The organism is Paraoerskovia marina DSM 21750 (assembly GCF_000701465.1).
Classification (GTDB): Bacteria; Actinomycetota; Actinomycetes; order Actinomycetales; family Cellulomonadaceae; genus Paraoerskovia; species Paraoerskovia marina.
The window spans coordinates 38,382-59,513 of sequence record NZ_KL370784.1 but is presented as its reverse complement, the minus strand read 5'-3'; the positions used below and the strand labels follow the sequence as shown (position 1 = coordinate 59,513).

At 70.5% G+C, this 21,132-nt stretch carries 19 protein-coding genes; 11 read left to right on the top strand and 8 right to left on the bottom strand.

What is annotated here, in order from left to right:
* Positions 1-80: 80 nt before the first annotated feature.
* Both Q343_RS0113565 and Q343_RS0113560 read right to left on the bottom strand, forming a co-directional pair.
* Positions 81-1,358 (bottom strand): NAD(P)/FAD-dependent oxidoreductase, encoded by a 1,278-nt coding sequence (locus tag Q343_RS0113565; protein WP_029254102.1) that lies wholly within the window; start codon positions 1,356-1,358, stop codon positions 81-83.
* A 78-nt stretch (positions 1,359-1,436) separates the two neighbouring features.
* Positions 1,437-3,500, bottom strand: coding sequence for a beta-galactosidase (locus Q343_RS0113560; RefSeq protein ID WP_029254101.1), 2,064 nt, complete (start codon positions 3,498-3,500; stop codon positions 1,437-1,439).
* A gap of 211 nt (positions 3,501-3,711) precedes the next feature.
* On the opposite strand from Q343_RS0113560, the gene Q343_RS0113555 reads away from it, so the two are divergent.
* From Q343_RS0113555 to Q343_RS0113525, 7 genes are all read left to right on the top strand, one after another.
* Positions 3,712-5,046 (top strand): ABC transporter substrate-binding protein, encoded by a 1,335-nt coding sequence (locus Q343_RS0113555; protein ID WP_029254100.1) that lies wholly within the window; start codon positions 3,712-3,714, stop codon positions 5,044-5,046.
* Between the two features lie 66 nt (positions 5,047-5,112).
* Positions 5,113-6,072 carry a carbohydrate ABC transporter permease gene (locus Q343_RS0113550; protein ID WP_029254099.1) on the top strand — a complete coding sequence of 320 codons (960 nt, stop codon included), beginning with the start codon at positions 5,113-5,115 and terminating at the stop codon, positions 6,070-6,072.
* A 1-nt stretch (position 6,073) separates the two neighbouring features.
* Positions 6,074-6,979, top strand: a complete 906-nt coding sequence (locus tag Q343_RS0113545; protein WP_029254098.1) for a carbohydrate ABC transporter permease — start codon at positions 6,074-6,076, stop codon at positions 6,977-6,979.
* 3 nt (positions 6,980-6,982) lie between these two features.
* Positions 6,983-8,038, top strand: a complete 1,056-nt coding sequence (locus Q343_RS0113540) for a LacI family DNA-binding transcriptional regulator (protein ID WP_043110126.1) — start codon at positions 6,983-6,985, stop codon at positions 8,036-8,038.
* Between the two features lie 69 nt (positions 8,039-8,107).
* Positions 8,108-9,211, top strand: a complete 1,104-nt coding sequence (locus tag Q343_RS0113535) for a DUF475 domain-containing protein (protein WP_029254096.1) — start codon at positions 8,108-8,110, stop codon at positions 9,209-9,211.
* Positions 9,212-9,249: 38 nt separating this feature from the next.
* A complete protein-coding gene (locus Q343_RS0113530; RefSeq protein ID WP_081829859.1) occupies positions 9,250-10,683 on the top strand; it encodes an amino acid permease in 1,434 nt (477 codons plus the stop codon).
* A gap of 76 nt (positions 10,684-10,759) precedes the next feature.
* Entirely contained in the window at positions 10,760-11,416 is a 657-nt protein-coding gene (locus Q343_RS0113525) for a biliverdin-producing heme oxygenase (RefSeq protein WP_029254094.1), read from the top strand.
* A gap of 107 nt (positions 11,417-11,523) precedes the next feature.
* Here Q343_RS0113525 and Q343_RS14255 read toward each other — a convergent pair whose 3' ends face one another.
* On the bottom strand, positions 11,524-12,258 hold the full coding sequence (locus tag Q343_RS14255; RefSeq protein WP_052367260.1) for a DUF4352 domain-containing protein: 735 nt from the start codon (positions 12,256-12,258) through the stop codon (positions 11,524-11,526).
* A gap of 184 nt (positions 12,259-12,442) precedes the next feature.
* Between Q343_RS14255 and Q343_RS14695 the strand changes: the two genes are divergently transcribed.
* Positions 12,443-13,711, top strand: coding sequence for a sensor histidine kinase (locus Q343_RS14695; RefSeq protein ID WP_052367259.1), 1,269 nt, complete (start codon positions 12,443-12,445; stop codon positions 13,709-13,711).
* 35 nt (positions 13,712-13,746) lie between these two features.
* Positions 13,747-14,409 (top strand): response regulator transcription factor, encoded by a 663-nt coding sequence (locus tag Q343_RS0113510; RefSeq protein WP_052367258.1) that lies wholly within the window; start codon positions 13,747-13,749, stop codon positions 14,407-14,409.
* 25 nt (positions 14,410-14,434) lie between these two features.
* Here the strand turns inward: Q343_RS0113510 and Q343_RS0113505 are convergent, their stop codons facing one another.
* Positions 14,435-16,441, bottom strand: a complete 2,007-nt coding sequence (locus Q343_RS0113505) for an MDR family MFS transporter (protein WP_043110125.1) — start codon at positions 16,439-16,441, stop codon at positions 14,435-14,437.
* Positions 16,442-16,529: 88 nt separating this feature from the next.
* Between Q343_RS0113505 and Q343_RS0113500 the strand changes: the two genes are divergently transcribed.
* Both Q343_RS0113500 and Q343_RS0113495 read left to right on the top strand, forming a co-directional pair.
* Positions 16,530-17,201 (top strand): MOSC domain-containing protein, encoded by a 672-nt coding sequence (locus Q343_RS0113500; protein WP_029254089.1) that lies wholly within the window; start codon positions 16,530-16,532, stop codon positions 17,199-17,201.
* A 28-nt stretch (positions 17,202-17,229) separates the two neighbouring features.
* Positions 17,230-17,922 carry a DsbA family oxidoreductase gene (locus Q343_RS0113495; RefSeq protein ID WP_081829858.1) on the top strand — a complete coding sequence of 231 codons (693 nt, stop codon included), beginning with the start codon at positions 17,230-17,232 and terminating at the stop codon, positions 17,920-17,922.
* 63 nt (positions 17,923-17,985) lie between these two features.
* On the opposite strand, the gene Q343_RS0113490 is transcribed toward Q343_RS0113495, so the two are convergent.
* The 4 genes from Q343_RS0113490 to Q343_RS0113475 all read right to left on the bottom strand — a co-directional run bounded on the left by Q343_RS0113490 (position 17,986) and on the right by Q343_RS0113475 (position 21,078).
* Complete coding sequence (locus Q343_RS0113490) at positions 17,986-18,819, bottom strand: aldo/keto reductase (RefSeq protein ID WP_029254087.1); 834 nt, start codon at positions 18,817-18,819, stop codon at positions 17,986-17,988.
* Between the two features lie 114 nt (positions 18,820-18,933).
* Positions 18,934-19,899 (bottom strand): DNA-3-methyladenine glycosylase family protein, encoded by a 966-nt coding sequence (locus tag Q343_RS0113485; RefSeq protein WP_029254086.1) that lies wholly within the window; start codon positions 19,897-19,899, stop codon positions 18,934-18,936.
* Positions 19,900-19,938: 39 nt separating this feature from the next.
* Positions 19,939-20,538 (bottom strand): ribonuclease H family protein, encoded by a 600-nt coding sequence (locus Q343_RS0113480; protein ID WP_029254085.1) that lies wholly within the window; start codon positions 20,536-20,538, stop codon positions 19,939-19,941.
* A gap of 168 nt (positions 20,539-20,706) precedes the next feature.
* On the bottom strand, positions 20,707-21,078 hold the full coding sequence (locus tag Q343_RS0113475; RefSeq protein WP_029254084.1) for an FKBP-type peptidyl-prolyl cis-trans isomerase: 372 nt from the start codon (positions 21,076-21,078) through the stop codon (positions 20,707-20,709).
* Between the last annotated feature and the right edge of the window lie 54 nt (positions 21,079-21,132).

Genomic DNA, 21,132 nt, shown 5'->3' with positions numbered 1-21,132 from the left:
GGGTTTCGACGAGCTCAACCGTCGGTGGTCGAGCCTGTCGAGACTGGGTTTCGACGAGCTCAACCCGCGCGACGACCGGCTCAGCCCGCGTCGGGCTTCTTCGGCCGCATCGACGGCACGTCACCGACGATCGGCACCGGCCTGCGGTAGAACGGGAACCCGTAGCGGACCACGAGCCCGGTGAACGTCGTGAGCCGGTTGCGGGAGCCGATGAGGCTCATGATGTGCACGAACAGCCAGAGCAGCCACGCGAAGCCGCCGGTGAAGTCGGCGCGGTCGAACACCTGGGCAATCGCGGCGCGGCGGCCGATGATGGCCATGGTGCCCTTGTCCAGGTACTTCAGGTCCGACGTCGTACCGCCGGTGACGAGTGCGGCGATGTTCTTGCCCACGAGGGAGCCGCCCTGGATGGCTGGTTGGGCGAGCTGCGGGAGCTCCTCGGGGGTCGCGGCGATGTCGCCGGCGGCGAAGATCCGGTCGTGGCCCTTCACACGCAGGTCGGCGCCGACGCTGATCCGCCCGGCCCGCCCGCGGGGCAGGTCCCAGGCGTCGACCTCGGCGTGAGGGCTGACGCCCGTGGCCCAGATCGTGAGGTCGGACGGGATGACCGTGCCGTCGGTGAGCTCGACCGAGTCGGGGTGGACCTCGGCGACGCCCGGCCCGAGGTGCAGTCCGACGTCGCGACGTCGCAGCTGGTCGGCCGCGTACCGACGGAGCCTGGGATGGAAGTTCTTCAGAACCTCCTCACCCCGCTGAACGATGGTGACGGAGAAGGCCTCGCCGTCGATCTCCGGGTAGGCGGGCCGGAGCCCCTGGTCTCGGAGCTCGGCGAGCGCGCCCGCGACCTCGACACCGGTCGAGCCGCCGCCGACGACCACGACCCGCAGCCCGTCGTCGCGCGTGGGCGTCGAGGCCGACTTCTCGAGCCGGACGAAGAGCGTGTCGCGGATCTTCAGGGCCTGGGACCGCGAGTACATCGCGAACGCGTGCTCCTTCGCTCCCGGGGTGCCGAAGTAGTGCGTGGTGACCCCGTTGGCGAGCACGAGGTAGTCGTAGTCGATCCACTCGTCGTTCAGCAGGCGGATGCGGCGGGCCTCGGCGTCAAGTCCGACGAGGTGCTCGTGCAGCACCCGGACGTTCGGCTGCTTGATGCGCAGCGACCGCAGGAAGTAAGTGACGTTCCCCGGGTTCAGGCCGCCGGTGGCCACCTGGTAGAGCAGCGGGTTGAACGTGTTGTACACCCGTCGGTCGACCAGGGTGATGCGGACGGGGGCGTCGGCCAGGGCCTTGACGGCGGAGATCCCGGCGAACCCGCCGCCGACCACGACGACGTGCGGGAGTTCGGACTGGTCGCTCACGGTGCTCCTCGGGGCTGCGGACGGCGTGCTGGGAACACGCTATGGCCCGCGCCGGGTCGACGCGCAGGATGCCCGCGCTCAGCCGTCGACCCGGAACACCCGGACGGCCCCGGCCGCCACCTCTGCCGCGCCGTCCGCACGCTCGCCGTTCACCACGTCCGTGCCGAGCACGGTGAGCCGGTGCTCCTGGTCCGCGTGGTTGATCGCGATCAGGTACTCGACGTCGTCGTTCCGGCGGTGGACGACCTCCAGCTCGTCGGGCAGGCCCGAGCGGGCGATACCCGCGTCGGCGTAGACGGGGTCGAGAACCGTGCCGAGGGCGTCGATGTCGAGCCGCGTGGACAGGTACCAGCCCGTGCCCGCACCGAAGCGGTTCCGCGTGATCGCGGGACCGCCCGCCACGGGGCCGTCGGTGTAGGTGCCGACGACCTGAGCCCCGTCGACGGCGAGGTCGTCCGCCCAGACGTCGGCCACGACCGATCCGGATCCAGGAAAGACGGATCCGTCCAGGGAGACGTGCTGGACATCCCCCTCGCGCAGCGGGCAGAACTCGTCGACGCGCGCACCGAGCACCGTGCGCAGGGGTGCGCCGAACCCGCCCGCGTGGACGGCGTCGTTCGCGTCGACGACGCCGGAGAAGTAGGACACGAGAAGTGTCCCGCCGTGCTCGACGAACGAGGTCAGGTTCGCCGCGCTCGTGGCTGTCAACAGGTACGACGCGGGTGCCACCACCAGGCGGTACCCGGACAGGTCCTGCTCGGGGTGGGCGAAGTCGACGGTGACCCCGTCCCGCCAGAACCGGTCGTAGAACGCGTCGACGCGCTCGCGGTGGCGGACGTCCACCGAGGGGCGCCACTCGAGGTCCTGCGCCCAGAAGGACTCGGGGTCCCAGAGGATCGCCACGTCGGCGTGCACTCGCGAGCCGCGCACCTCCTGCAGCGCCTCGACGGTCGCGCCGAGCTCGACGACCTCTCGCCACACCCGGCTGGTTGTGCCGGCGTGCGGGAGCATCGCGGAGTGGAACTTCTCCGCGCCCGATCGCGAGGCTCGCCACTGGAAGAACATCACCGCGTCGGCGCCGCGAGCGAGGTGGGACAGCGAGTTCCGGGCCATCTCTCCCGGTCGCTTCGCCACGTTGCGCGGCTGCCAGTTCACGCCCGACGTCGAGTGCTCCAGCAGGAGCCAGGGTTTGCCTCCGGCGACGGAGCGCGTCAGGTCCGCGGCGAGGGCCAGCCCGACGTGGTTCCGTGGGTCGGACGCCGTCAGATAGTGGTCGTTGGAGACGACGTCGACCTCGCGGGCCCACGCCCACAGGTCGGTCGACGGGCACTCGCCCGCCATGAAGTTCGTCGTCACGGGTACGGAGGAGTGCTCCCGGATGGCGTCGCGTTCCGCGACGAAGCAGGCCAGGAGGGCGTCGTTGGTGAAGCGGGCGAAGTCGAGCTTCTGGGCCGGGTTCGCCACCGACGGCGTGGCGGCGGGCACGCCGACGTGCTCCCACTCGCCGTAGACCTGGCCCCAGAACCGTGTGCCCCAGGCGGCGTTGAGCTCGTCGAGCGACCCGTACCGCTCGGCCAACCACGCGCGGAACGCCCTGGCGCTCGCGGGTGAGTGGTCGGCGGACACCGGAGCGCCGTACTCGTTGTGCACGTGCCAGAGCGCGAGCGCCGGGTGGTCGCCGTACCGCTCCGCGAGCGCGGTCGCGATCCGGGTGGCCGCCCGACGGTAGGCGGGGGAGCTCGGCGAGACCATCCCGCGTGAGCCGAAGCCCAGCGTCGTCCCGTCCGCCGTGACGACCCGCGCGTCCGGGTAGGTGTGGAAGAACCAGGCGGGCGGTGACGCCGTCGGGGTTCCCAGGGCGACGTGGATTCCGTGCGCGTGCAGGAGGTCGAGGAGTCGGTCGAGCCAGCCGAACTCGAACTCGCCCTCGCGGGGCTCGATCAGTGCCCAGCTGAAGATCCCGACGCTGACGAGGTTCACCCCGGCGTCGTGCATCAGCGCGACGTCCTCCTCCCAGAGCTCCTCGGGCCACTGCTCGGGGTTGTAGTCACCCCCGAAGCTGATGCGGTCGATCCCGGGCAGCCATCCGTCGTACGCGGGCCCGACGGGGCGTCGGGCGGCGGGCGGGTGGGGGCTGGTCATGGGTGCTCCTTGCTCACAACTCTGTGCACGTTCCCAGGTCGGCGACCTGTGCTGCAACTAGGTAACACGATGAAACATGGTCTTGACAAGAGCGCACATGATGCAACTACTGTGACCGTGCACAGTTGAAGTGCACAGCCGCAGGGACACCCGGTCGTTGTGGTGCACATGCCGTCGCGACGGAGCGGCGGTTCCTTGACGAGGAGGATTCATGCGCCTGCACACAGGCTTCAAGCTCGCTTCGACGATCGCGGTGACGGCACTGCTGGCAACCGCCTGCTCGGGCGGCGAGGCGTCGACGACGGGGGAGGACGACCAGAGCGCGGCCGGTCCCGTGGACCTGACGTTCTGGACGTGGGCTCCGAACATGGAGAACGTCGTCGAGATCTGGAACGACGAGAACCCTGACATCCAGGTCACGGTGAACAAGCAGGACGGCGGCGACCCTGCTGTCACCAAGCTGCTCACCGCCATCCAGGCCGGCAGCGGTGCACCGGACATCATGCAGGCCGAGTACCAGAAGATCCCCACGCTCGTCTCGTCCGACGCGCTCGCCGACATCGCCGACGACGTCGACGACGTCGACCCGAGCATCGCCGAGGGCTTCCCGGAGGGCGTCTGGAACGCCGTGACGCTGGGGTCCGACGCCGTCTATGCCGTCCCGCAGGACTCGGGGCCGATGGAGTTCTACTACCGGGCCGACGTCTTCGAGGAACTGGGGCTCGACGTCCCGACGACGTGGGACGAGTACGCAGACGTCGCGCGGGCGGTGCAGGAGGCCGACCCGGAGAAGTACCTCGGGACGTTCTCCGCGACGGACGCGGGCTGGTTCACCGGGCTCGCGCAGCAGGCCGGTGCGTCGTGGTGGGGGATCGACGGAGACGCGTGGAGCGTGTCGATCGACTCCGAGCCGACCCGTCGCGTCGCCGAGTACTGGGGCGGCCTCGTCGAGGAGGGTGTGATCGACAACAAGCCGATGTACACCCCGGAGTGGAACGCCGCGCTGAACGACGGTTCCCAGATCGGCTGGCTCTCGGCGGTCTGGGCGCCGGGCGTCCTGCAGGGGAACGCCCCGGACACGGCCGGGCTCTGGGAGATGGCTCCGATGCCGCAGTGGGACTCCGCGGCACCGGCCACGGGCAACTGGGGCGGATCGGCCGTGGCCGTGACCACCCAGTCCGAGCACCCGGCGCAGGCGGCCGAGTTCATCTCCTGGCTCAACACGTCGCAGGAGGCCGTCGACGCACTCGTCTCCGAGGCGGGGATCTACCCGGCGTACACACCCGCGCAGGCGGGCGCGCTCTCGGCCCCGCCCGAGTTCTTCTCCAACCAGCCCGACTTCTACGAGCTGGCCGGCGAGATCGCACAGACCGCCGGCAGCTTCACGTACGGACCGAACGTGAACGTCGCGTACTCGGCCTACAACGACGAGTTCGGGCGGGCCGCCGAGGCGCGGTCGCAGTCGGAGTTCTTGCAGGCCGTGGAGTCCATGCAGTCCGTGACCTTCGACGACCTCGAGTCGTCCGGGTTCAACGTCACCGAGTGACGACGGGCGGCTCGCCCGGGGCACCGGGCGAGCTGCCATCTTCCACGCATACCGAGGAGACGTGACGTGACTGCGACACAAGACGCGCCGACCACTACGGCGACCAGCCGGCGGACGACCGCCGGCCGTGACGGGCGACGTACCGCGCCCTACTTCTTCCTGGCCCCGGCGATCGTGCTCTTCGTGGTCTTTCTCGCGCTGCCCATCGCCTACGCGGTCTACCTGAGCTTTCGGACCGAGCAGGTCTCCGGCCTCGGACTCGGATCCGGGGCTCGTACGCAGGTCTGGACCGGCTTCACCAACTACGCGCAGGCGCTCACGGACCCCGAGTTTCTCGCGTCCGTCGGGCGCGTCGCCCTGTACGGCGTCATCGTCGTCCCGACCATGCTGGGTCTCGCGCTGATCTTCGCGCTGATGCTCGACTCGCGCCGGAGTCGCGCACGGGGCTTCTCGCGGATCTCGATCTTTCTGCCCTACGCCGTCCCGGCGGTGATCTCCTCGTTGCTCTGGGGCTTTCTCTATCTGCCCGACGTCAGCCCGTTCTACTACGTATTCGACCGGCTCGGATGGGACGTTCCGTCGCTCTTCAGCTCGAACCTCGTGATCTTCGCGGTCGCCAACATCGCCGTGTGGGGCGGTGTCGGGTTCAACATGGTCGTCATCTACACGTCGCTCAAGGCGATCCCGACCGAGCTCTACGAGGCCGCACGCCTCGACGGGTGCTCGGAGACCCGGATCGCCTGGCGGATCAAGATCCCGATCGTCACGCCGTCGATCATCATGACCTTCGTCTTCTCGATGATCGCGACGCTCCAGGTCTTCGCCGAGCCGACGACGCTCAAGCCGTTGAGCAACACGATCTCCAGCACGTGGACACCACTGATGAAGGTCTACCGCGACGCGTTCATCCGTGGCGATCTCTACTCTGCCGCCGCCACCTCCGTGATCATCGCCGTCGCGACGTTCGCACTCTCGTTCGGGTTCCTGCACCTCGTGCAGAGCCGTGCCTTCGGTCAGGAGAAGTGACATGAGCATCCTCGCCCCCGCGCCGCCGTCGGCGGCCACTGCCTCTGCGCCCCGCACCCTCCCACGACGCCGCGGCGGAGAGCCCGCGAGCGTCCTCGCCACGCTCGTGCTCCTGCTGGGCGCCGCCTACTGCCTCCTCCCCGTCCTGTGGGTCGTCGTGGCGTCGACCAAGTCGGGCGGGGAGCTGTTCTCGACCTTCACGTTCGCACCGTCGACACATCTCCTCGAGAACGTGAGCGACCTCAACGCCTATCGCGACGGGCTCTTCTGGCGCTGGATGGCGAACACCGCGCTGTACGCGGGCGTCGGAGCGCTGCTGTCCACCGTCGTCTCGGCGATGGCCGGGTTCGGTCTCGCCAAGTACCGGTTCGGCGGCAAGAAGGCGATCTTCAACATGCTGCTCGCCGGCGTGCTCGTGCCGGGTGTGGTTCTCGCGATCCCGCAGTACCTGCTGCTCGCGCAGATCGGCATGACCAACACCTACTGGGCCGTCCTCCTGCCGCAGATCATCAGCCCGTACGGGATCTACCTCGCCCGGATCTACGCGGCCGCGTCGGTTCCGGACGAGATCGTCGAGGCCGGACGCACGGACGGCGCCGGTGAGGGACGGATCTTCCGCACCCTCGCACTCCCGATGATGCTGCCCGGGCTCGTCACCGTGTTTCTGTTCCAGTTCGTCGCGATCTGGAACAACTTCATGCTCCCCTACATCATGCTCGGGGACGACAAGCTCTACCCGCTCACCGTCGGTCTCTCCGGGCTCCTCAACCAGGGCGCCTCGCAGCCCGCGCTCTACACGCTCGTCATCACCGGTGCCCTGCTCTCGATCATCCCGCTCATCGCCCTGTTCCTGACGTTGCAGCGGTACTGGCAGGTCGATCTTGCGGCCGGTGCGGTCAAGGCCTGAGAGATGTCCGTAGACTCACGACTCGTGGACGAGGGAGCAGAATCGCGCCCGGGAAGGGCGGACCGGCGACGGCCGACGATCCGCGACGTCGCGGCGGCCGCCGGGGTCTCCCGAGGCACGGTCTCCCGGGTGATCAACGGTGGTCACTGGGTCTCGCCCGACGCTCTCTCCGCCGTGGAGGAGGCCATCCGGACGACCGGGTACCAGGCGAACCAGCACGCCCGCTCGCTGGTCACGGGCCGAGCGAACTCGGTGGCGTTCCTGCTCACCGAACCCCAGCACCTGCTCTTCGACGACCCCAACTTCTCGATCCTCCTGCGCGGGGCCGCGGAAGAGCTCGCGAAACGCGAGATGCCGCTGCTGCTGATGGTCGCCGGGACGGCCGAGGAACGTCGTCGGATCAGCGCATACGTCGCCGCCGGGCACGTCGACGGTGTCCTGCTGATCAGCTCTCACCAGGGCAACCCAATCCTCACGGACCTGATCCGCCAGGGCATCCCGACCGTCGCCTGCGGGGTGCCTCTGGGGCACGAGCGTGAGATCGGGTTCGTCGCGGCCGACGACTCCGGCGGTGGCCGGAAGATGACCGAGCACCTCGTCGCGACGGGTCGACGTCGCGTCGCGACGATCACCGGCCCGCTCGACACCCCGGGCGGGCAGCTGCGGTTCGACGGGTACCGCGACGTGCTCGGTGACTCCTTCGACCCCGAGCTCGTCGCGCACGGGGACTATTCCCGCGAGTCGGGCAGGCACGCCATGGTGGAGCTCCTGGGGCGGAGACCGGATCTCGACGCGGTCTTCGTGGCGTCCGACCTGATGGCGGCCGGTGCGTTGGTCGCGCTCCAGGCCGCTGGTCGCCGAGTTCCTGAGGACGTCGCCGTGGGAGGGTTCGACGACTCCGGTGTCGCCGCCGCGCTCCATCCGCCACTGACGACCATGCGGCAACCGTTCGCCCGTATCAGCTCCGAGATGGTGCGGCTCCTCCTCGAGGTCATCGACGGACAGGAGCCCGCGGCCGTCACCCTCCCCACGTCCCTGGTCCGGCGAGCGTCCGCGTAGCGGTCCTACACTCGTCGGGGCGCCCGCCGTCGTCGCGCCTTCCGTCGTCCCCGTCTGGAGAGGCCCGCCGTGGGCACCCTGAAGTTCTTCCGCATCGACATCGTGGTGCTCGTCGCCGCGCTGGCGATCGCGTTCTGGTACGACGGCTGGGCCGCCGTCTCGCTCACCGCGATCCTGATCGTCGTCGAGATCGTGTTCTCGTTCGACAACGCGGCGGTGAACGCGAAGTACCTGGGCCGGATGAACGAGTTCTGGCAGAAGATGTTCCTCACCGTCGGCATCCTCATCGCCGTCTTCGGCATGCGGCTGATCTTCCCGTTCGTGATCGTGAGCCTCACGGGCGGCATCTCGCCGTCGGAGGCGTTCACCCTCGCACTCGAGAAGGGCGACCCGCACGAGCCCGGCACCTACGGGTACATCCTCAACGAGGCGCACCCGACGATCGCGGCGTTCGGCGGGATCTTCCTGCTCATGCTGTTCCTCGAGTTCATTTTCGACCCCGAGCGCAGGATCACGTGGCTCAGCTGGGTGGAGCGGCCGCTGCAGAAGGCCGGGCACCTCGGCACGCTGCCCGTGATCCTCGCGGGTCTCGCCCTGATGCTGACGTCGCGGTTCCTCGCCGAGCCCGAGGATGCCGGCAGGGTCCTCTTCGCCGGCCTCGCGGGCCTGGTGACCTATCTGGCCGTCAACGGGATCGCGACCGTCATGGAGGCCCAGGAGGAGCGTCGCGCCGAGAAGCTCGACGCCGCCGAACGCTCGGCCGGTGGGACCGTGGCGCTCGCGGGCAAGGCGGCGTTCTCGATGTTCATGTTCCTCGAGGTGCTCGACGCGACGTTTTCGTTCGACGGCGTCATCGGGGCCTTCGCGATCACCCCCGACCCGCTCATCATCGCTCTCGGGCTCGGCGTCGGGGCGCTGTTCGTCCGGTCGATGACGGTCTACCTCGTCCGGCAGGGGACGCTCGCCGAGTACCGGTACCTGGAGCACGGTGCGCACTGGGCGATCGGCACCCTCGCGACCCTGCTCCTGCTGACACTGCGGTTCGACATCCCCGACGTCGTGATCGGGCTGGCGGGTCTCGCCTTCATCGTCGCGGCGTGGCTGACCTCGTCGCACGCGAACGCCCGGGACGAGGCGGAGGCCACGGACTCGGGCTCGGTGGGGTCAGGCTGACCAGGCGTCGGCGCGTGCGGACGCATAGCGTGCCTCCCATGCACGACGACGCCCCGCGCGACCCAGCATCCACCGCACCCACAGGCCCTCCCTCGGAGGGTGCGCCGCTCGCGAAGGGTCTGCGCACCCGGCACCTGACGATGATGGGCCTCGGGTCCGCCATCGGGGCCGGCCTCTTCCTCGGCAGCGGGGTCGGGATCCACACGGCGGGCCCCGCGGTGCTGATCAGCTACATGATCGCGGGCGGGCTCGTGATCCTGCTGATGCGGATGCTCGCGGAGATGGCGACGGCCGTCCCGGCGTCGGGCTCGTTCTCGGTCTATGCCGAGACGGCGCTGGGGCGCTGGGCCGGGTTCACGATGGGCTGGCTGTACTGGTTCATGCTGATCATGGTGCTGGGCGCCGAGATCACCGGGGCCTCGCAGATCATGGAGCGCTGGCTCCCGGGCGTCCCCGCGTGGGTGTTCGGCGCCGCGATCGTGGTGGTGTTCGCCGTCGTGAATCTCGCCGGCGTTCGCAACTTCGGGGAGATGGAGTTCTGGTTCGCCTTCATCAAGGTGGCGGCGATCGTCGCGTTCCTGGTGGTCGGCGTGCTGCTGGTCTTCGGGCTCCTGCCCGGGACCGAGCCGGTGGGGACGGAGTACCTGCTGGGGTACGGCGGTTTCGCCCCGATGGGGATCCAGGGGATCGCGTCGGCGCTGCTCGTGGTCGTCTTCGCGTTCGGCGGGATCGAGATCGTCACGATCGCCGCGGCCGAGGCGCGTGACCCGCAGAAGGCCGTCGCGAAGGCCACCAACACGATCGTCTGGCGCATCCTGTTCTTCTACGTCGGGTCGATCGCGATCATGGTGACGGTGCTGCCGTGGAACTCGCCGGCTCTGCTGGAGAGTCCGTTCGTCGCGGTTCTCGACGTGGCCGGGCTGGAGAACGCGAGCCGCGTGATGGAGGTCGTGGTGGTCGTCGCGCTGCTCAGCGCCTTCAACGCCAACATCTACGCGACGTCACGGATGATGTTCTCGCTCGCGGGACGTGGTGACGCGCCCGCCGTCATGGGACGTGTCTCGCGCACCGAGGTGCCGTGGACGGCGGTGCTGCTGAGCGTGTTCTTCGGGTTCGTGTCCGTGTTCCTCAACTACCTGCTGCCCGAGGCGCTCCTCGAGATCTTGCTCAACGCGGTGGGCGCCGCGCTGCTGGTGATCTGGATCTTCATCGCGGTCTCCCAGCTGCGGCTGCGTCCCCGCATCGAGGCGGCGGCGCGCGAGTCGGGGCAGCCGATGAAGCTGAGGATGTGGGGCTACCCGGGGCTGACGTGGTTCACGCTCGCCGCGCTCGGCGGGCTCGTCCTGCTGATGCTGACCGACGACGTCGCGCGCGCTCAGGTGCTCTCGGCCGCCGGGCTGACCGTGGTGATCGCGGCGATCTTCTTCGCACGGGAGCGGTGGCGCTCCTCGTCAGAGCGACATGCGGCCTAGGCTAGGCAAGCCTTACCTCAGTAAGATAAGGTGCTGACGTACCGTCAGTTCCACGTCCTGCCACCCCGGAGGCGCCATGTCCCCCGCAGCAACCCTGACCGACCGCCCGACGCTCTCGGCGAGCCTGCGGGAGGGAACACGTGCCGAGCACGGGAAGGCGGAGTCCACCGGGTTCATCGAGGCGCTGATGTCCGGGCAGCTCACCGTGGCGGCCTATGCCGACCTCGCGGCGCAGCAGTGGGCGATCTACGGGGCCCTGGAGGCGGCGAGCGCCAGGGTCGGCGTCCACCCCGCCGGGGCGTCGCTGGTCTTCGACGAGCTCGAGCGGACGACGGCGATCGAGCAGGACCTGACGTTCCTCCTCGGCCCCGAGTGGCAGCGCGCCGTGACGATCCGCCCGGCGACCCGCGCCTACGTGGCGGCGCTCTCAGACCTGGGGGACGACGTCGCGCTGTACGCCGCGCACGCCTACACCCGGTATCTCGGCGACCTCTCGGGCGGGCAGATCGTCAAGCGCATGCTCGAGCGGCACTACGGGCTCGGGCCGGAGAGCCTCGCGTTCTACACGTTCCCCGAGATCCCGAAGGCCAAGCCGTTTAAGGACCTGTACCGCGAGCGCCTCGACGCGCTGCCGCTCACCGAGGCGGAGGTCGAGCGGACGGTCGCGGAGGCCTGCGTCGCGTTCCGCCTCAACAGCGCGGTCTTCGCCGACCTGGGGGCCGTGCACTGCTGACGCCGTGACGCCGTGACGCCGTGACGCCGTGACGCACGGAGGCCCGGCGCGCACGGGCCGTCCGGACGACCGGACGGTCTGCACGCACCGGGCCGGCGCGGTTCAGATCACTTGAGCGTGACCACGATTCCGCCGGAGAACGCCGAGTCGTGCAGGTCGATCGTCGCGGGGACCGCGTCGGCGGGGACGTCGAAGGCCACGATCCCGTCGACGGAGTTGCCGGGGTTGATCTCGGTGGCGAGGCTGTCGGACTCCTCGAGGTAGATCGAGGCCGAGCTGTCGGCCGAGTGGGTGCGCCCCTCGGTGTCCGTCAGGGACTGGTTGTCGCCGAAGAAGTACTGCGACTCGTCGCCGATGTTCTCGACGCTCATCGACACCAGGACGTACTGGCCCTGCGCCTCCTGGCTGAGGTACTCGTTCCCGACCGAGGCCACGCCCGTCTCGACCCCGGTGACGGTGAACTCGAACTTGCCGTCGCGGACGGCGTCGCCGATCCCGGGGGTGGTCTCGGCCGGCTCCTCCTTCGGGGCGTCCTCCTTCGGCGCGTCCTCGGCGTCCGCTGTGTCGGCCATGTCGGCCGCGGCGTCCTCGGACTCGACGGCCGACTCCTCGACCGCGGTGGCGTCGCCCGTCGTCGCGGCCACGTCGCCGTCGTCCCCGCCGCCGCCGAGCACGTTGACGGCGATGATCAGGACGATCACCCCGCCGATCCCGGTCAGGATCTTGTGCCGGGCGAACCAGGACTTCGTGGCGACCGGTGCGGGGTTCTGCGGGGCGAACGGCGGCTGCTCGGGGGCGGACTGCTTCTGGGTGGGCCCGGTGGGCTCGGTGGGAACGGTCACGATGACTCCTCGGTCGGTGCGTCGTGCAGGACGATTGCGAACACCACCGATCCTGCTCGGCCGGGGTCTACGGACGCGTCACCCGACCGGCTCGGACCGGGTAGCCGGACGGTTGACGTTCGGCGGCCCGGCACCAGCCGGACGGTGGACGACGGAGTCGGTGGGCCTGCGTAGGCTCGCGGCCATGCATCCCGATCACTGGGCGCCGCCCGCCAAGGCCCCCACCGCAGCGCAGCGCACCGAACGGCGCGCGTTGAGCAAGATCGGGACGGGCTTCGCGGTCGCGAGCGTGTGGTTCTGGTCGATGCTGAACGCGGCGTTGGAGCAGCCGGCCGAGGGCGACGTCGAGATCCTGGCCGCGGTCGTCGGCTTCAGCGCGGCGGCCCTCGTCGCGACGTCGATGCTCTGGCGGCGGCGGTACCCGCTCCTCGTGTGCCTCGGGGCGGCCGCCCTGGGTGTCGTCCTGCCGATCGGCTCGCTGGGAGCGCTGATCGCGTTCAGCTGGGTGGTTCGCCGACACCCGGTGCGGCCGATCCTGGTCGCAGGCGGCGCGACGTTGCTCGCCACGGCGGCGTCGCTCCGGCGCGACGGAGGCCGGACCGGCAGCCAGGTGATCTGGTCGGCGACGTCGTCGGACGGCACCTACTCGTCGATGACGTGGATCGGCTACGTCATCCTCGCCCTGGTGGCGATCGCCCTCGCCACCGGCGTGGGGCTCCTGCGCCGGTACGCCGCCAACGCCGCGGAGGCCCGTAGCCTCGCCGCCGCCGAGGCCACGCGCGCCGACACCCTCACCACCGAGGCCGCGTTCATGCGCACCGAGCTCAGCCGGCAGGAGGAGCGCGACCTGATTGCCCGCGAGATGCACGACACCGTCGCCCACCACCTGTCGGTCCTGTCCCTGCACGCCTCGGCGCTCGAGGTCGGCAGCGACGACGACGCCGTCGGCGAGGCGGCACGGTCCATGCGGACCTCCGCGCGCACCGCCCTCGACGAGATGCACGGCCTCATCCACTCCCTGCGTGCCGGTGCCGAGCACTACGCGGGTACTCCGGCGGCGCTCGCGGACCTGCCGAGGCTTCTCGACGACGCACGGTCGGCCGGGCTGGACGTCTCCGGCACGGTCTTCGTCCAGGAGGCAGAGCAGGCGCCGGACGCCCTGAACCGCGCCGTCTACCGGGTGGTGCAGGAGTCGTTGACGAATGTGGTCAAGCACGCGCCGGGTGCACGCGCGGACGTCGACGTGCGGGCACGGCCCGGGCAGGGCGTTGACGTGGTCGTGCGCAATGCACTGCCCGCGGACGGGACCTCGGCGACGATGCCGGGCGCGGGCGCCGGGCTGGTCGGCATGCAGGAGCGGTGCGAGGCGCTTAACGGCACGTTCTCGGCCGGTGCCCAGGACGGACGCTTCGTGGTCACCGCGCACCTGCCGTGGGCGGTCGACCCCGCCTGACCGGGGATGTCGCCGGTCACGGATAGGGTCGGCGGGTGATCAGGGTGATGGTCGTCGACGACGACCCGATGGTGCGCAGGTTGCTCGAGACGATCCTCGGTGCCGACGGCACCGTCGAGGTGGTCGCGACGGCGGCTGACGGCGACGAGGTGGTGCCGGGGATCCAGGCCCACCACCCCGACGTCGTCCTGATGGACCTGCACATGGCACGGGTGGACGGGATCGCGGCGACGCGGGCCGTCACACGCCTCCCGACGCCGCCCGCGGTGCTCGCGATGACCTCCTTCAGCAGCGAGGCCGCCGTCATCGACGCCATCCAGGCCGGTGCCGCCGGGTTCCTGGCCAAGGACGCCGACCCGGGCGAGATCTCGCGCGCGGTGGCGGCGGTCGCGGCCGGCGACGGCACGCTCTCGCCCCGTGCGGCCAAGGCGGTCGTTGCGCGTGTCGCGGCCGACCCGCGCGCTCCGGAGCGGGACCACGCCCAGCGGCAGATGGCCGCGCTGACGGCCCGGGAGCACGAGCTCGCGTGCGCCGTCGCGCAGGGTCTGTCCAACGCGGAGATCGCCGCCACGGCGTATGTCAGCGAGGCCACGGTCAAGACCCACCTGAACCGGGCCATGACCAAGGTGGGCGCGACGAACCGGGTGCAGCTCGCGCTCGTCGTCGACCGTGCGGGATTCGGCCCCGCGACGGCCTGACCTGGCCTGACCCCGCCGGCCCGGCTCAGTCCGCGCGGCGTGGCGGCGGTACGTCCTCCAGGAGGCTGTCGGTGAAGTGCTCGACGAGCGCGTCGACCTCGGGCTCGCCCTCCCACTCGGAGACGAGGTGCTCGATGTGGGTGCGCTCGACGGCGCGGATCCGCTCCGCGGCCTCGTGCCCGGCTGCGGTCGCGTCGACCCGGTCGCCGTCCACGCTGACGAGGCCCTGCGCCTCCAGGCCGAGGGCGACGCTGCGGGCCGTCGCCTCCGAGACCTCGGCGCGCTCCGCCATCGTGGCGATCGAGCGGGTGCCCTTGAGCGAGACGCGCGTGACCATCCAGCACTCCTCCGGGTCGAGGTCGACCTCCCCGGAGATCGCGGAGTAGACGCGCAGCGGGTCGCGTGCGCCGACGCGCTGCCAGAGGATCAGCCGCAGCTCCTCGGACGAGGTCCGGCTCGACGGCAGCGCGAAGGTGTCGCCCGCGGCCTGGCCGGCGTTCTGTGCCTCGTCGCTGTCCTTGGTCGCGGTGCGCAGGGTGACCTCGGGGAGCATCCACGTCAGCAGGAACGCGACGACAGCGACTGGTACCGCCCAGAGGAAGACGGTGTGCAGCGAGTCGGCGTAGGCCTGGGTGAACCAGGTCTGGACGTCGTCCGGGCACTGGGCCAGCCCGGCGGTGCTGGCCGCCAGCACGTCGGGTGCGCACGGACCCTGGGCGCTGTCCGGCGCCCCGCTCAGCAGGTTGCCCTCGAGCCGGTTCGCGAACACGGACCCGAAGACGGCGACCCCCACGGAGGATCCGATGGTGCGGAAGAACGTCGCGCCTGACGTGGCCGTGCCGAGGTCGCGGTACTCGACCGAGTTCTGCACCGACAGCACGAGCACCTGCGTCACCATGCCGAGCCCGGCGCCGAGCACGAACATGCTCAGGCCCGCCTGGAGCGTCGAGGTCCCGACCCCCATGAGCGAGAGCAGGTACAGCCCGAGGGCGGTGATCGCGGTGCCGAGGATCGGGAAGACCTTGTAGCGGCCGGTGCGGGAGATGATCTGCCCGGACCCGATCGACGTCAGGAGCATCCCGACCATCATCGGGGTCATCTCGAGTCCGGAGGCCGTCGGGCTCGAGCCCTTGACCTGCTGCAGGTAGAGAGGGAGGAACGTGATCGCGCCGAACATCGCGAACCCGATCACGAAGCCGACGACCGCGGCCGTGGAGAAGGTCTTGTTGCGGAACAGGCGCAGGGGGAGCACGGGCTCCGGCGCGCGCTGCTCCACGAGGACGAAGGCGCCGATCGCGGCGACGCCGAAGATCGCCAGCCCCCAGATCTGTGGCGAGTTCCAGTCCCACGTCGTGCCGCCGAGGCTCGTGACCAGCACGAGGGACGTGGCGATCGCGCCGAGCAGGATGATCCCCGCGTAGTCGATGGACGGCTTGGCCCGCGGCGTGATCTTCGGCAGCACCGCCACGACGGCGATGAGCGCGACGATCCCGATCGGGATGTTGATGTAGAACACCCAGCGCCACGACAGGTTGTCCACGAAGAACCCGCCGAGCAGCGGTCCCGCGACCGACGAGACGCCGAAGACCGCACCGAAGAACCCCTGGTACTTGCCGCGCTCCCGGGGGGAGACGACGTCGCCGATGATCGCCTGGGAGAGCACCATCAGCCCGCCGCCGCCTGCGCCCTGCACGGCACGCCAGGCGATGAGCTGGCCCATCGTCTGCGACGTGCCCGAGAGGATCGAGCCGATCAGGAAGATCACGATGCAGATGATGAACAGCCACTTGCGGCCGTAGAGGTCGCCGAGCTTGCCCCACAGCACCGTGGTGGCCGTCGACGCGAGCATGTACGACGTGACCACCCACGACAGGTGCTCGGCCCCGCCGAGGTCTGAGACGATCGTCGGCAGCGCGGTGGAGACCACGGTCTGGTCGAGTGCGGCCAAGAGCATCGCGAGCATCAGCCCGCCGAAGATGAGGTAGATCTGACGCTGAGGCAGCTGAGCCGTCTCGGTGCTCTGGGCTGACATGTCGCTCCGGCGGGTAGTAGGGCCTACGACGGCAGATTGCCACGGAAAGCACTCGTCGGCAGGGGGAACCGGTGGGAGAATCTCGGCCATGACCTCCCCGGGAACCGTCCTCGCCGTCTGCCGCGTCGCACAGCTCGCCCCCGACCCGGGCAGCGTCGGCGTGACCGCGATCGACAAGCGTCCGGTCGACGGCCCCGTCAAAGTCCGACCGCTCGGCCTCTACGCCGACGTCCAGGCGGACCGCGACCACCACGGCGGGCCGGAGCAGGCCGTCTACGCCTACTCGGCCGAGGACGCCGGCTGGTGGTCCGCCGAGCTCGGGTACGACGTCGTCCCCGGGCTGTTCGGGGAGAACCTGCGCACGCGCGGGGTCGAGACGTCCGACGCCGTGATCGGCGAACGCTGGCGGGTGGGCACCGCGCTGCTCGAGGTCACGGACGCCCGCACACCGTGTGCGACGTTCGCGCGGCGGCTCGGGGAGGAGAAGTGGGTGCGGCGCTTCACCGAGGCGAACCGGACGGGCTGCTACCTGCGGGTGCTGACCCCCGGCGTCGTGCAGGCGGGGGACGGCGTCGTCGTCGAGCACCGGCCCGAGCACGGGGTGCGGGTCTCGGACTGGTTCCGTGCCAGCTCCGGCGGCGGCGACCCGGAAGTGGCTCGTGCGCTCCTCGACGCCCACGCGCAGGGCGCGGTCCGCCTGACCGACGAGATCGAGGAGAAGGCGCAGAAGGCACTCGCCCGCGCCGCGGCCCGGGAATGACGCACGTCCGCATGCCGTTGTCGTTGCCGTGACAACTATTGATATCTGGTCAGACATCGCCTGCCCCTGGTGCTACGTCGGCAAGCGCCGCCTCGAGACGGCGCTCGCCGACCACGACGGAGACGTCGAGATCACCTACCACTCGTTCGAGCTCGCCCCCGACACGCCCGTGGACTTCGAGGGCACCGCCGCGGACTTCCTCGCTCACCACAAGGGCATGCCGCTGCCCCAGGTCGAGCAGATGCTCGGGCAGATGACCGAGCTGGCCGCCGCCGAAGGGCTGGACTACCACTTCGACGACGTCCACCAGACCAAGACCCTCGCCGCCCACCAGCTCCTGCACCACGCGCTGTCCAAGGGCGTGCAGCTCGAGATGAAGGAGCGCCTGCTCAGCGCCTACTTCGTCGAGGGCCGCCACGTCGGCAAGGTCGACGAGCTCGTGGCGCTCGCGGCCGACGTCGGGCTGGACGCCGACGAGACCCGCGAGGTTCTCGAGGCCGGGACGTACGCGGACGCCGTGCAGGCAGACATCGCCCAGGCGCGGGCCTACGGGATCCAGGGCGTGCCGTTCTTCGTCTTCGACGGCAAGTACGGCGTCTCGGGGGCACAGTCGCCCGAGGTCTTCCGCGACGTGCTCGCCCAGGTCGCCCCGCCGACGCTGCAGACCGTCCCGGGCACCACGGACGCCGAGGCCTGCGGGCCGGACGGCTGCGCGATCTAGCACCGAGCACGACCGCGCCCCCGCCGACCGAGGTCGACGGGGGCGCCTGTCCGTGCGGGGTGACTAGCTCGGGACGTAGTTGAACTCGTCCGGGTTCGGGCCGATCCGCTCGCCCTTGTCGAGGGCCGTGATGTCCGCCCGGTCGGCGTCGGTGAGCTCGAAGTCGAAGAGAGCGAAGTTCTCCTCGATGCGCTTCGGCGTCGCCGACTTGGGGAACACGACGTCGCCGCGCTCGATGTGCCAGCGCAGGACCACCTGGGCGGGGGTGCGCTCCAGGCGCTCGGCGATGCGCACCACCGTCGGGTCGTCCAGCACCTTGCCCTGGGCGATCGGCGACCAGGCCTCGGTCACGATGTCGTGGCCGGCGTTCGCCTCGCGCACGTCGCTCTGGACGAAGTACGGGTGCACCTCGATCTGGTTGACGGCGGGAACCACCGTGCCCGAGTCGAGCAGCTTGTTGATGTGGTGCGGCTGGAAGTTCGAGACGCCGATCGCGCGGGCCTTGCCCTGGCGGTACATCTCCTCCATCGCGCGCCACGTCTCGGTGAAGTCACCGACCTCGGGCAGCGGCCAGTGGATCAGGAAGAGGTTGACGTAGTCGAGACCGAGGTCGGCGAGCGTCTGGTCCATCGCGGCCAGCGCGTCGTCGTAGTCGTGGAAGCCGTTGTTGAGCTTGCTCGTGACGAAGACCTCGCTGCGGTCCAGGCCGGAGTTGCGCACGGCCTCGCCGACGCCCGCCTCGTTGCCGTACATCTCGGCGGTGTCGATGTGGCGGTAGCCCGCCTTGAGCGCCGTGGCGACCGCGTCGGCGGTGTCCTCGGGCGGGATCTGGTACGTGCCGAAGCCGAGCTGGGGGATCTGCACACCGTTGTTGAGCGTGATCATGGGGACAGTCATGCGTCGACCTCCAAAGTCGTTGCGGTACGTCCCAACCTGTCAGGCGGACCGCGCGCTCGCCAGCGGTGACGCTACGGGCGAACGGGGGAATAACGACGTCGTGCGGCTGCGAGGTCAGTGACGCAGGTGCGTCGGGGGTGCGGCCCGCGGACCGCGGCGCGGACGCTCCCCCCGGCCGGACAGGGCGAGGAGCCGCAGCACACGGAACCGGTGGGGTCGCGAGGGCTCGAGCAGTTCGAGCATCTGCGCGTCTGCCGGTGAGAGCCCCGTGGTCCGGACCCCGGGTCCGGGGCGCGGGACGTGCTCCCCGGTGAAGGCGTGCACCACCCCGTAGGCGACGTGGAAGTCGCCGACCGGCACCGCGTCAGCGTCCCCCCAGGCGCGGCACGCCACCTCGGACGCCGTCCAGCGACCCACGCCCGGCAGCGACGTCAGGCGCTCCTGCGCCTCGGTGGCGGGCAGGCTGCCGAGGCGCTCGAGCGAGGCGGCCCGGGCCATCGCCGAGGTGACAGTCCGTGCGCGTCCGGGGTCCACGCCGGCCTGCTGCCACTCCCAGGTGGGGATCCGTGCCCAGTCGGCGGCGGCCGGGGGGACGCGCATCCCGTCCGGCGCGGGGCCCGGGGCCGGCGTGCCGAAGCGGCGGACCAGCCGTCCCCAGGCGCCGAACGCCTCGATGCTCGTCACGCGCTGGTCCAGGATCGCGCCGACGAACGCCTGGGCGACCTCGTCCGTCCGCGGGATCCGCAGGCCGGGGTGCTGATGGTGTGCCTCCCGGACCGGGGCCGGGGGCGTGAACGTCGTCGCGTCGTCGAGCTCGCCGAGCAGCGTGGGGACTCGGCGGAGCGCCTCCTCGGCGCCCGGACCCCACGCCCGCACGACGGCGGACCGCGTGCCGTCCGCGACCAGCGCCGTGGTCACGGGGCCGGCCGGGAGAAGGGCGGTGCGCCAGACGGTCCCGTCCACGTGGCGTTGCACGGGGTCGTACGGTCCGCGGGCGAGCAGGCCGAGCGTGTCACCGAGGCTCAGCGGGCGGTCGGAGACGTGCCGGACCTCCGCGTCGGGGCTGTGCGTCGAGCTCACCGGTCTGATCCGTCCGTCGGAGGTCTGCGCGTGAGCGACTCAGTCGAAGAGCGTGCCGTTCGACCAGGCGGGCTCCGCGGGGCGTTCCGTGGCGGCCTTGGTACCGGTGGTCGCGGCGACCTCCTCGCGCGCAGAGCTCGGGCGGCGCGACGTCGCGCCCTCGACGAGCGGGGAGGCCTCGCCGAAGACGGCGTCCAGGTCTCCGCGCCCCGACGCCCAGTCCTGGGCGGCGTGCCCCGCGAGCTGGTCGGCGCGCTCGTTGAACGGGTTGCCGACGTGGCCACGCACCCAACGGAACCGCACCGGGCCCTCGCGCTCGGAGATTGCGCGGTCGATCAACTGCACCAGTTCAAGATTTTTGACGGGGCTCCCGCTTGCCGTCTTCCACCCCTTGCGGCGCCAGCCCTCGAGCCACTCGGAGGCGCACTTGATGGCGTACTGCGAGTCCGACTCGATCATCAACGGCTCGTCGCCCGGATGAGCGCGGACGGCCTCGAGCAGGGCCGTCAGCTCCGCGGTCTGGTTGGTCCCGGAGGCTGCACCACCGGCGTCGAACGTCCCGTCGTGGTTGATCCAGGCCCACCCGACCGCGCCACCTGGATTGCGGAGGCACGATCCGTCCGTACTGACAGTGATCACGGTTGACCTCAAGGTTCGGGCTTCGTGGACCGGAGTCCACCTACCACGGTGCATTGTGCCTGATCGCACCCACAGATCACAGAAACGACGACGACGGCGACCCGGGCGGGCCGCCGTCGTGCGCACAGGACGTGTGGACCCGGGCGGCGTCGGACGCCCGGGCGGTGCTCAGCGGGTGCCGAGCAGGTCGATCACGAAGATCAGGGTCTTGCCGGAGAGGCGGTGGCCGGCGCCCGCGGGGCCGTAGGCCAGCGACGGCGGGACGACGAGCTTGCGACGCCCACCCACCTTCATGCCCGGCACCCCGCGCTGCCAGCCCGGGATCAGACGGGCGAGGGGGAACTCGATGGGCTCGCCGCGGCTCCAGGACGAGTCGAACTCCTCGCCGGACTCGTACTCCGCGCCGAGGTAGTGGATCGTGACGGTCGCGCCCGGCTGGGCCTCCTCGCCGTCGCCCACGACGACGTCGACGACCTCCAGGTCGGTGGGTGCGGGGCCCTCGGGGGCGTCGATCTCGGGACGGGTCAGGTCAGCAGTCATGGTGCGATCCAACCCCGCCCGCGGTCTGCGGCGCAACCGTGACAGGGGAGAGGG

What these genes read in the sequence shown, in the direction of transcription:
- Q343_RS0113490 (WP_029254087.1), bottom strand. Translation starts at nt 18,819, where the DNA reads ATGACTGTCCCCATGATCACGCTCAACAACGGTGTGCAGATCCCCCAG.
- Q343_RS0113545 (WP_029254098.1), top strand. Translation starts at nt 6,074, where the DNA reads ATGAGCATCCTCGCCCCCGCGCCGCCGTCGGCGGCCACTGCCTCTGCG.
- Q343_RS0113525 (WP_029254094.1), top strand. Translation starts at nt 10,760, where the DNA reads ATGTCCCCCGCAGCAACCCTGACCGACCGCCCGACGCTCTCGGCGAGC.
- Q343_RS0113505 (WP_043110125.1), bottom strand. Translation starts at nt 16,441, where the DNA reads ATGTCAGCCCAGAGCACCGAGACGGCTCAGCTGCCTCAGCGTCAGATC.
- Q343_RS0113475 (WP_029254084.1), bottom strand. Translation starts at nt 21,078, where the DNA reads ATGACTGCTGACCTGACCCGTCCCGAGATCGACGCCCCCGAGGGCCCC.
- Q343_RS0113540 (WP_043110126.1), top strand. Translation starts at nt 6,983, where the DNA reads ATGTCCGTAGACTCACGACTCGTGGACGAGGGAGCAGAATCGCGCCCG.
- Q343_RS0113560 (WP_029254101.1), bottom strand. Translation starts at nt 3,500, where the DNA reads ATGACCAGCCCCCACCCGCCCGCCGCCCGACGCCCCGTCGGGCCCGCG.
- Q343_RS0113500 (WP_029254089.1), top strand. Translation starts at nt 16,530, where the DNA reads ATGACCTCCCCGGGAACCGTCCTCGCCGTCTGCCGCGTCGCACAGCTC.
- Q343_RS0113530 (WP_081829859.1), top strand. Translation starts at nt 9,250, where the DNA reads ATGCACGACGACGCCCCGCGCGACCCAGCATCCACCGCACCCACAGGC.
- Q343_RS14695 (WP_052367259.1), top strand. Translation starts at nt 12,443, where the DNA reads ATGCATCCCGATCACTGGGCGCCGCCCGCCAAGGCCCCCACCGCAGCG.
- Q343_RS0113555 (WP_029254100.1), top strand. Translation starts at nt 3,712, where the DNA reads ATGCGCCTGCACACAGGCTTCAAGCTCGCTTCGACGATCGCGGTGACG.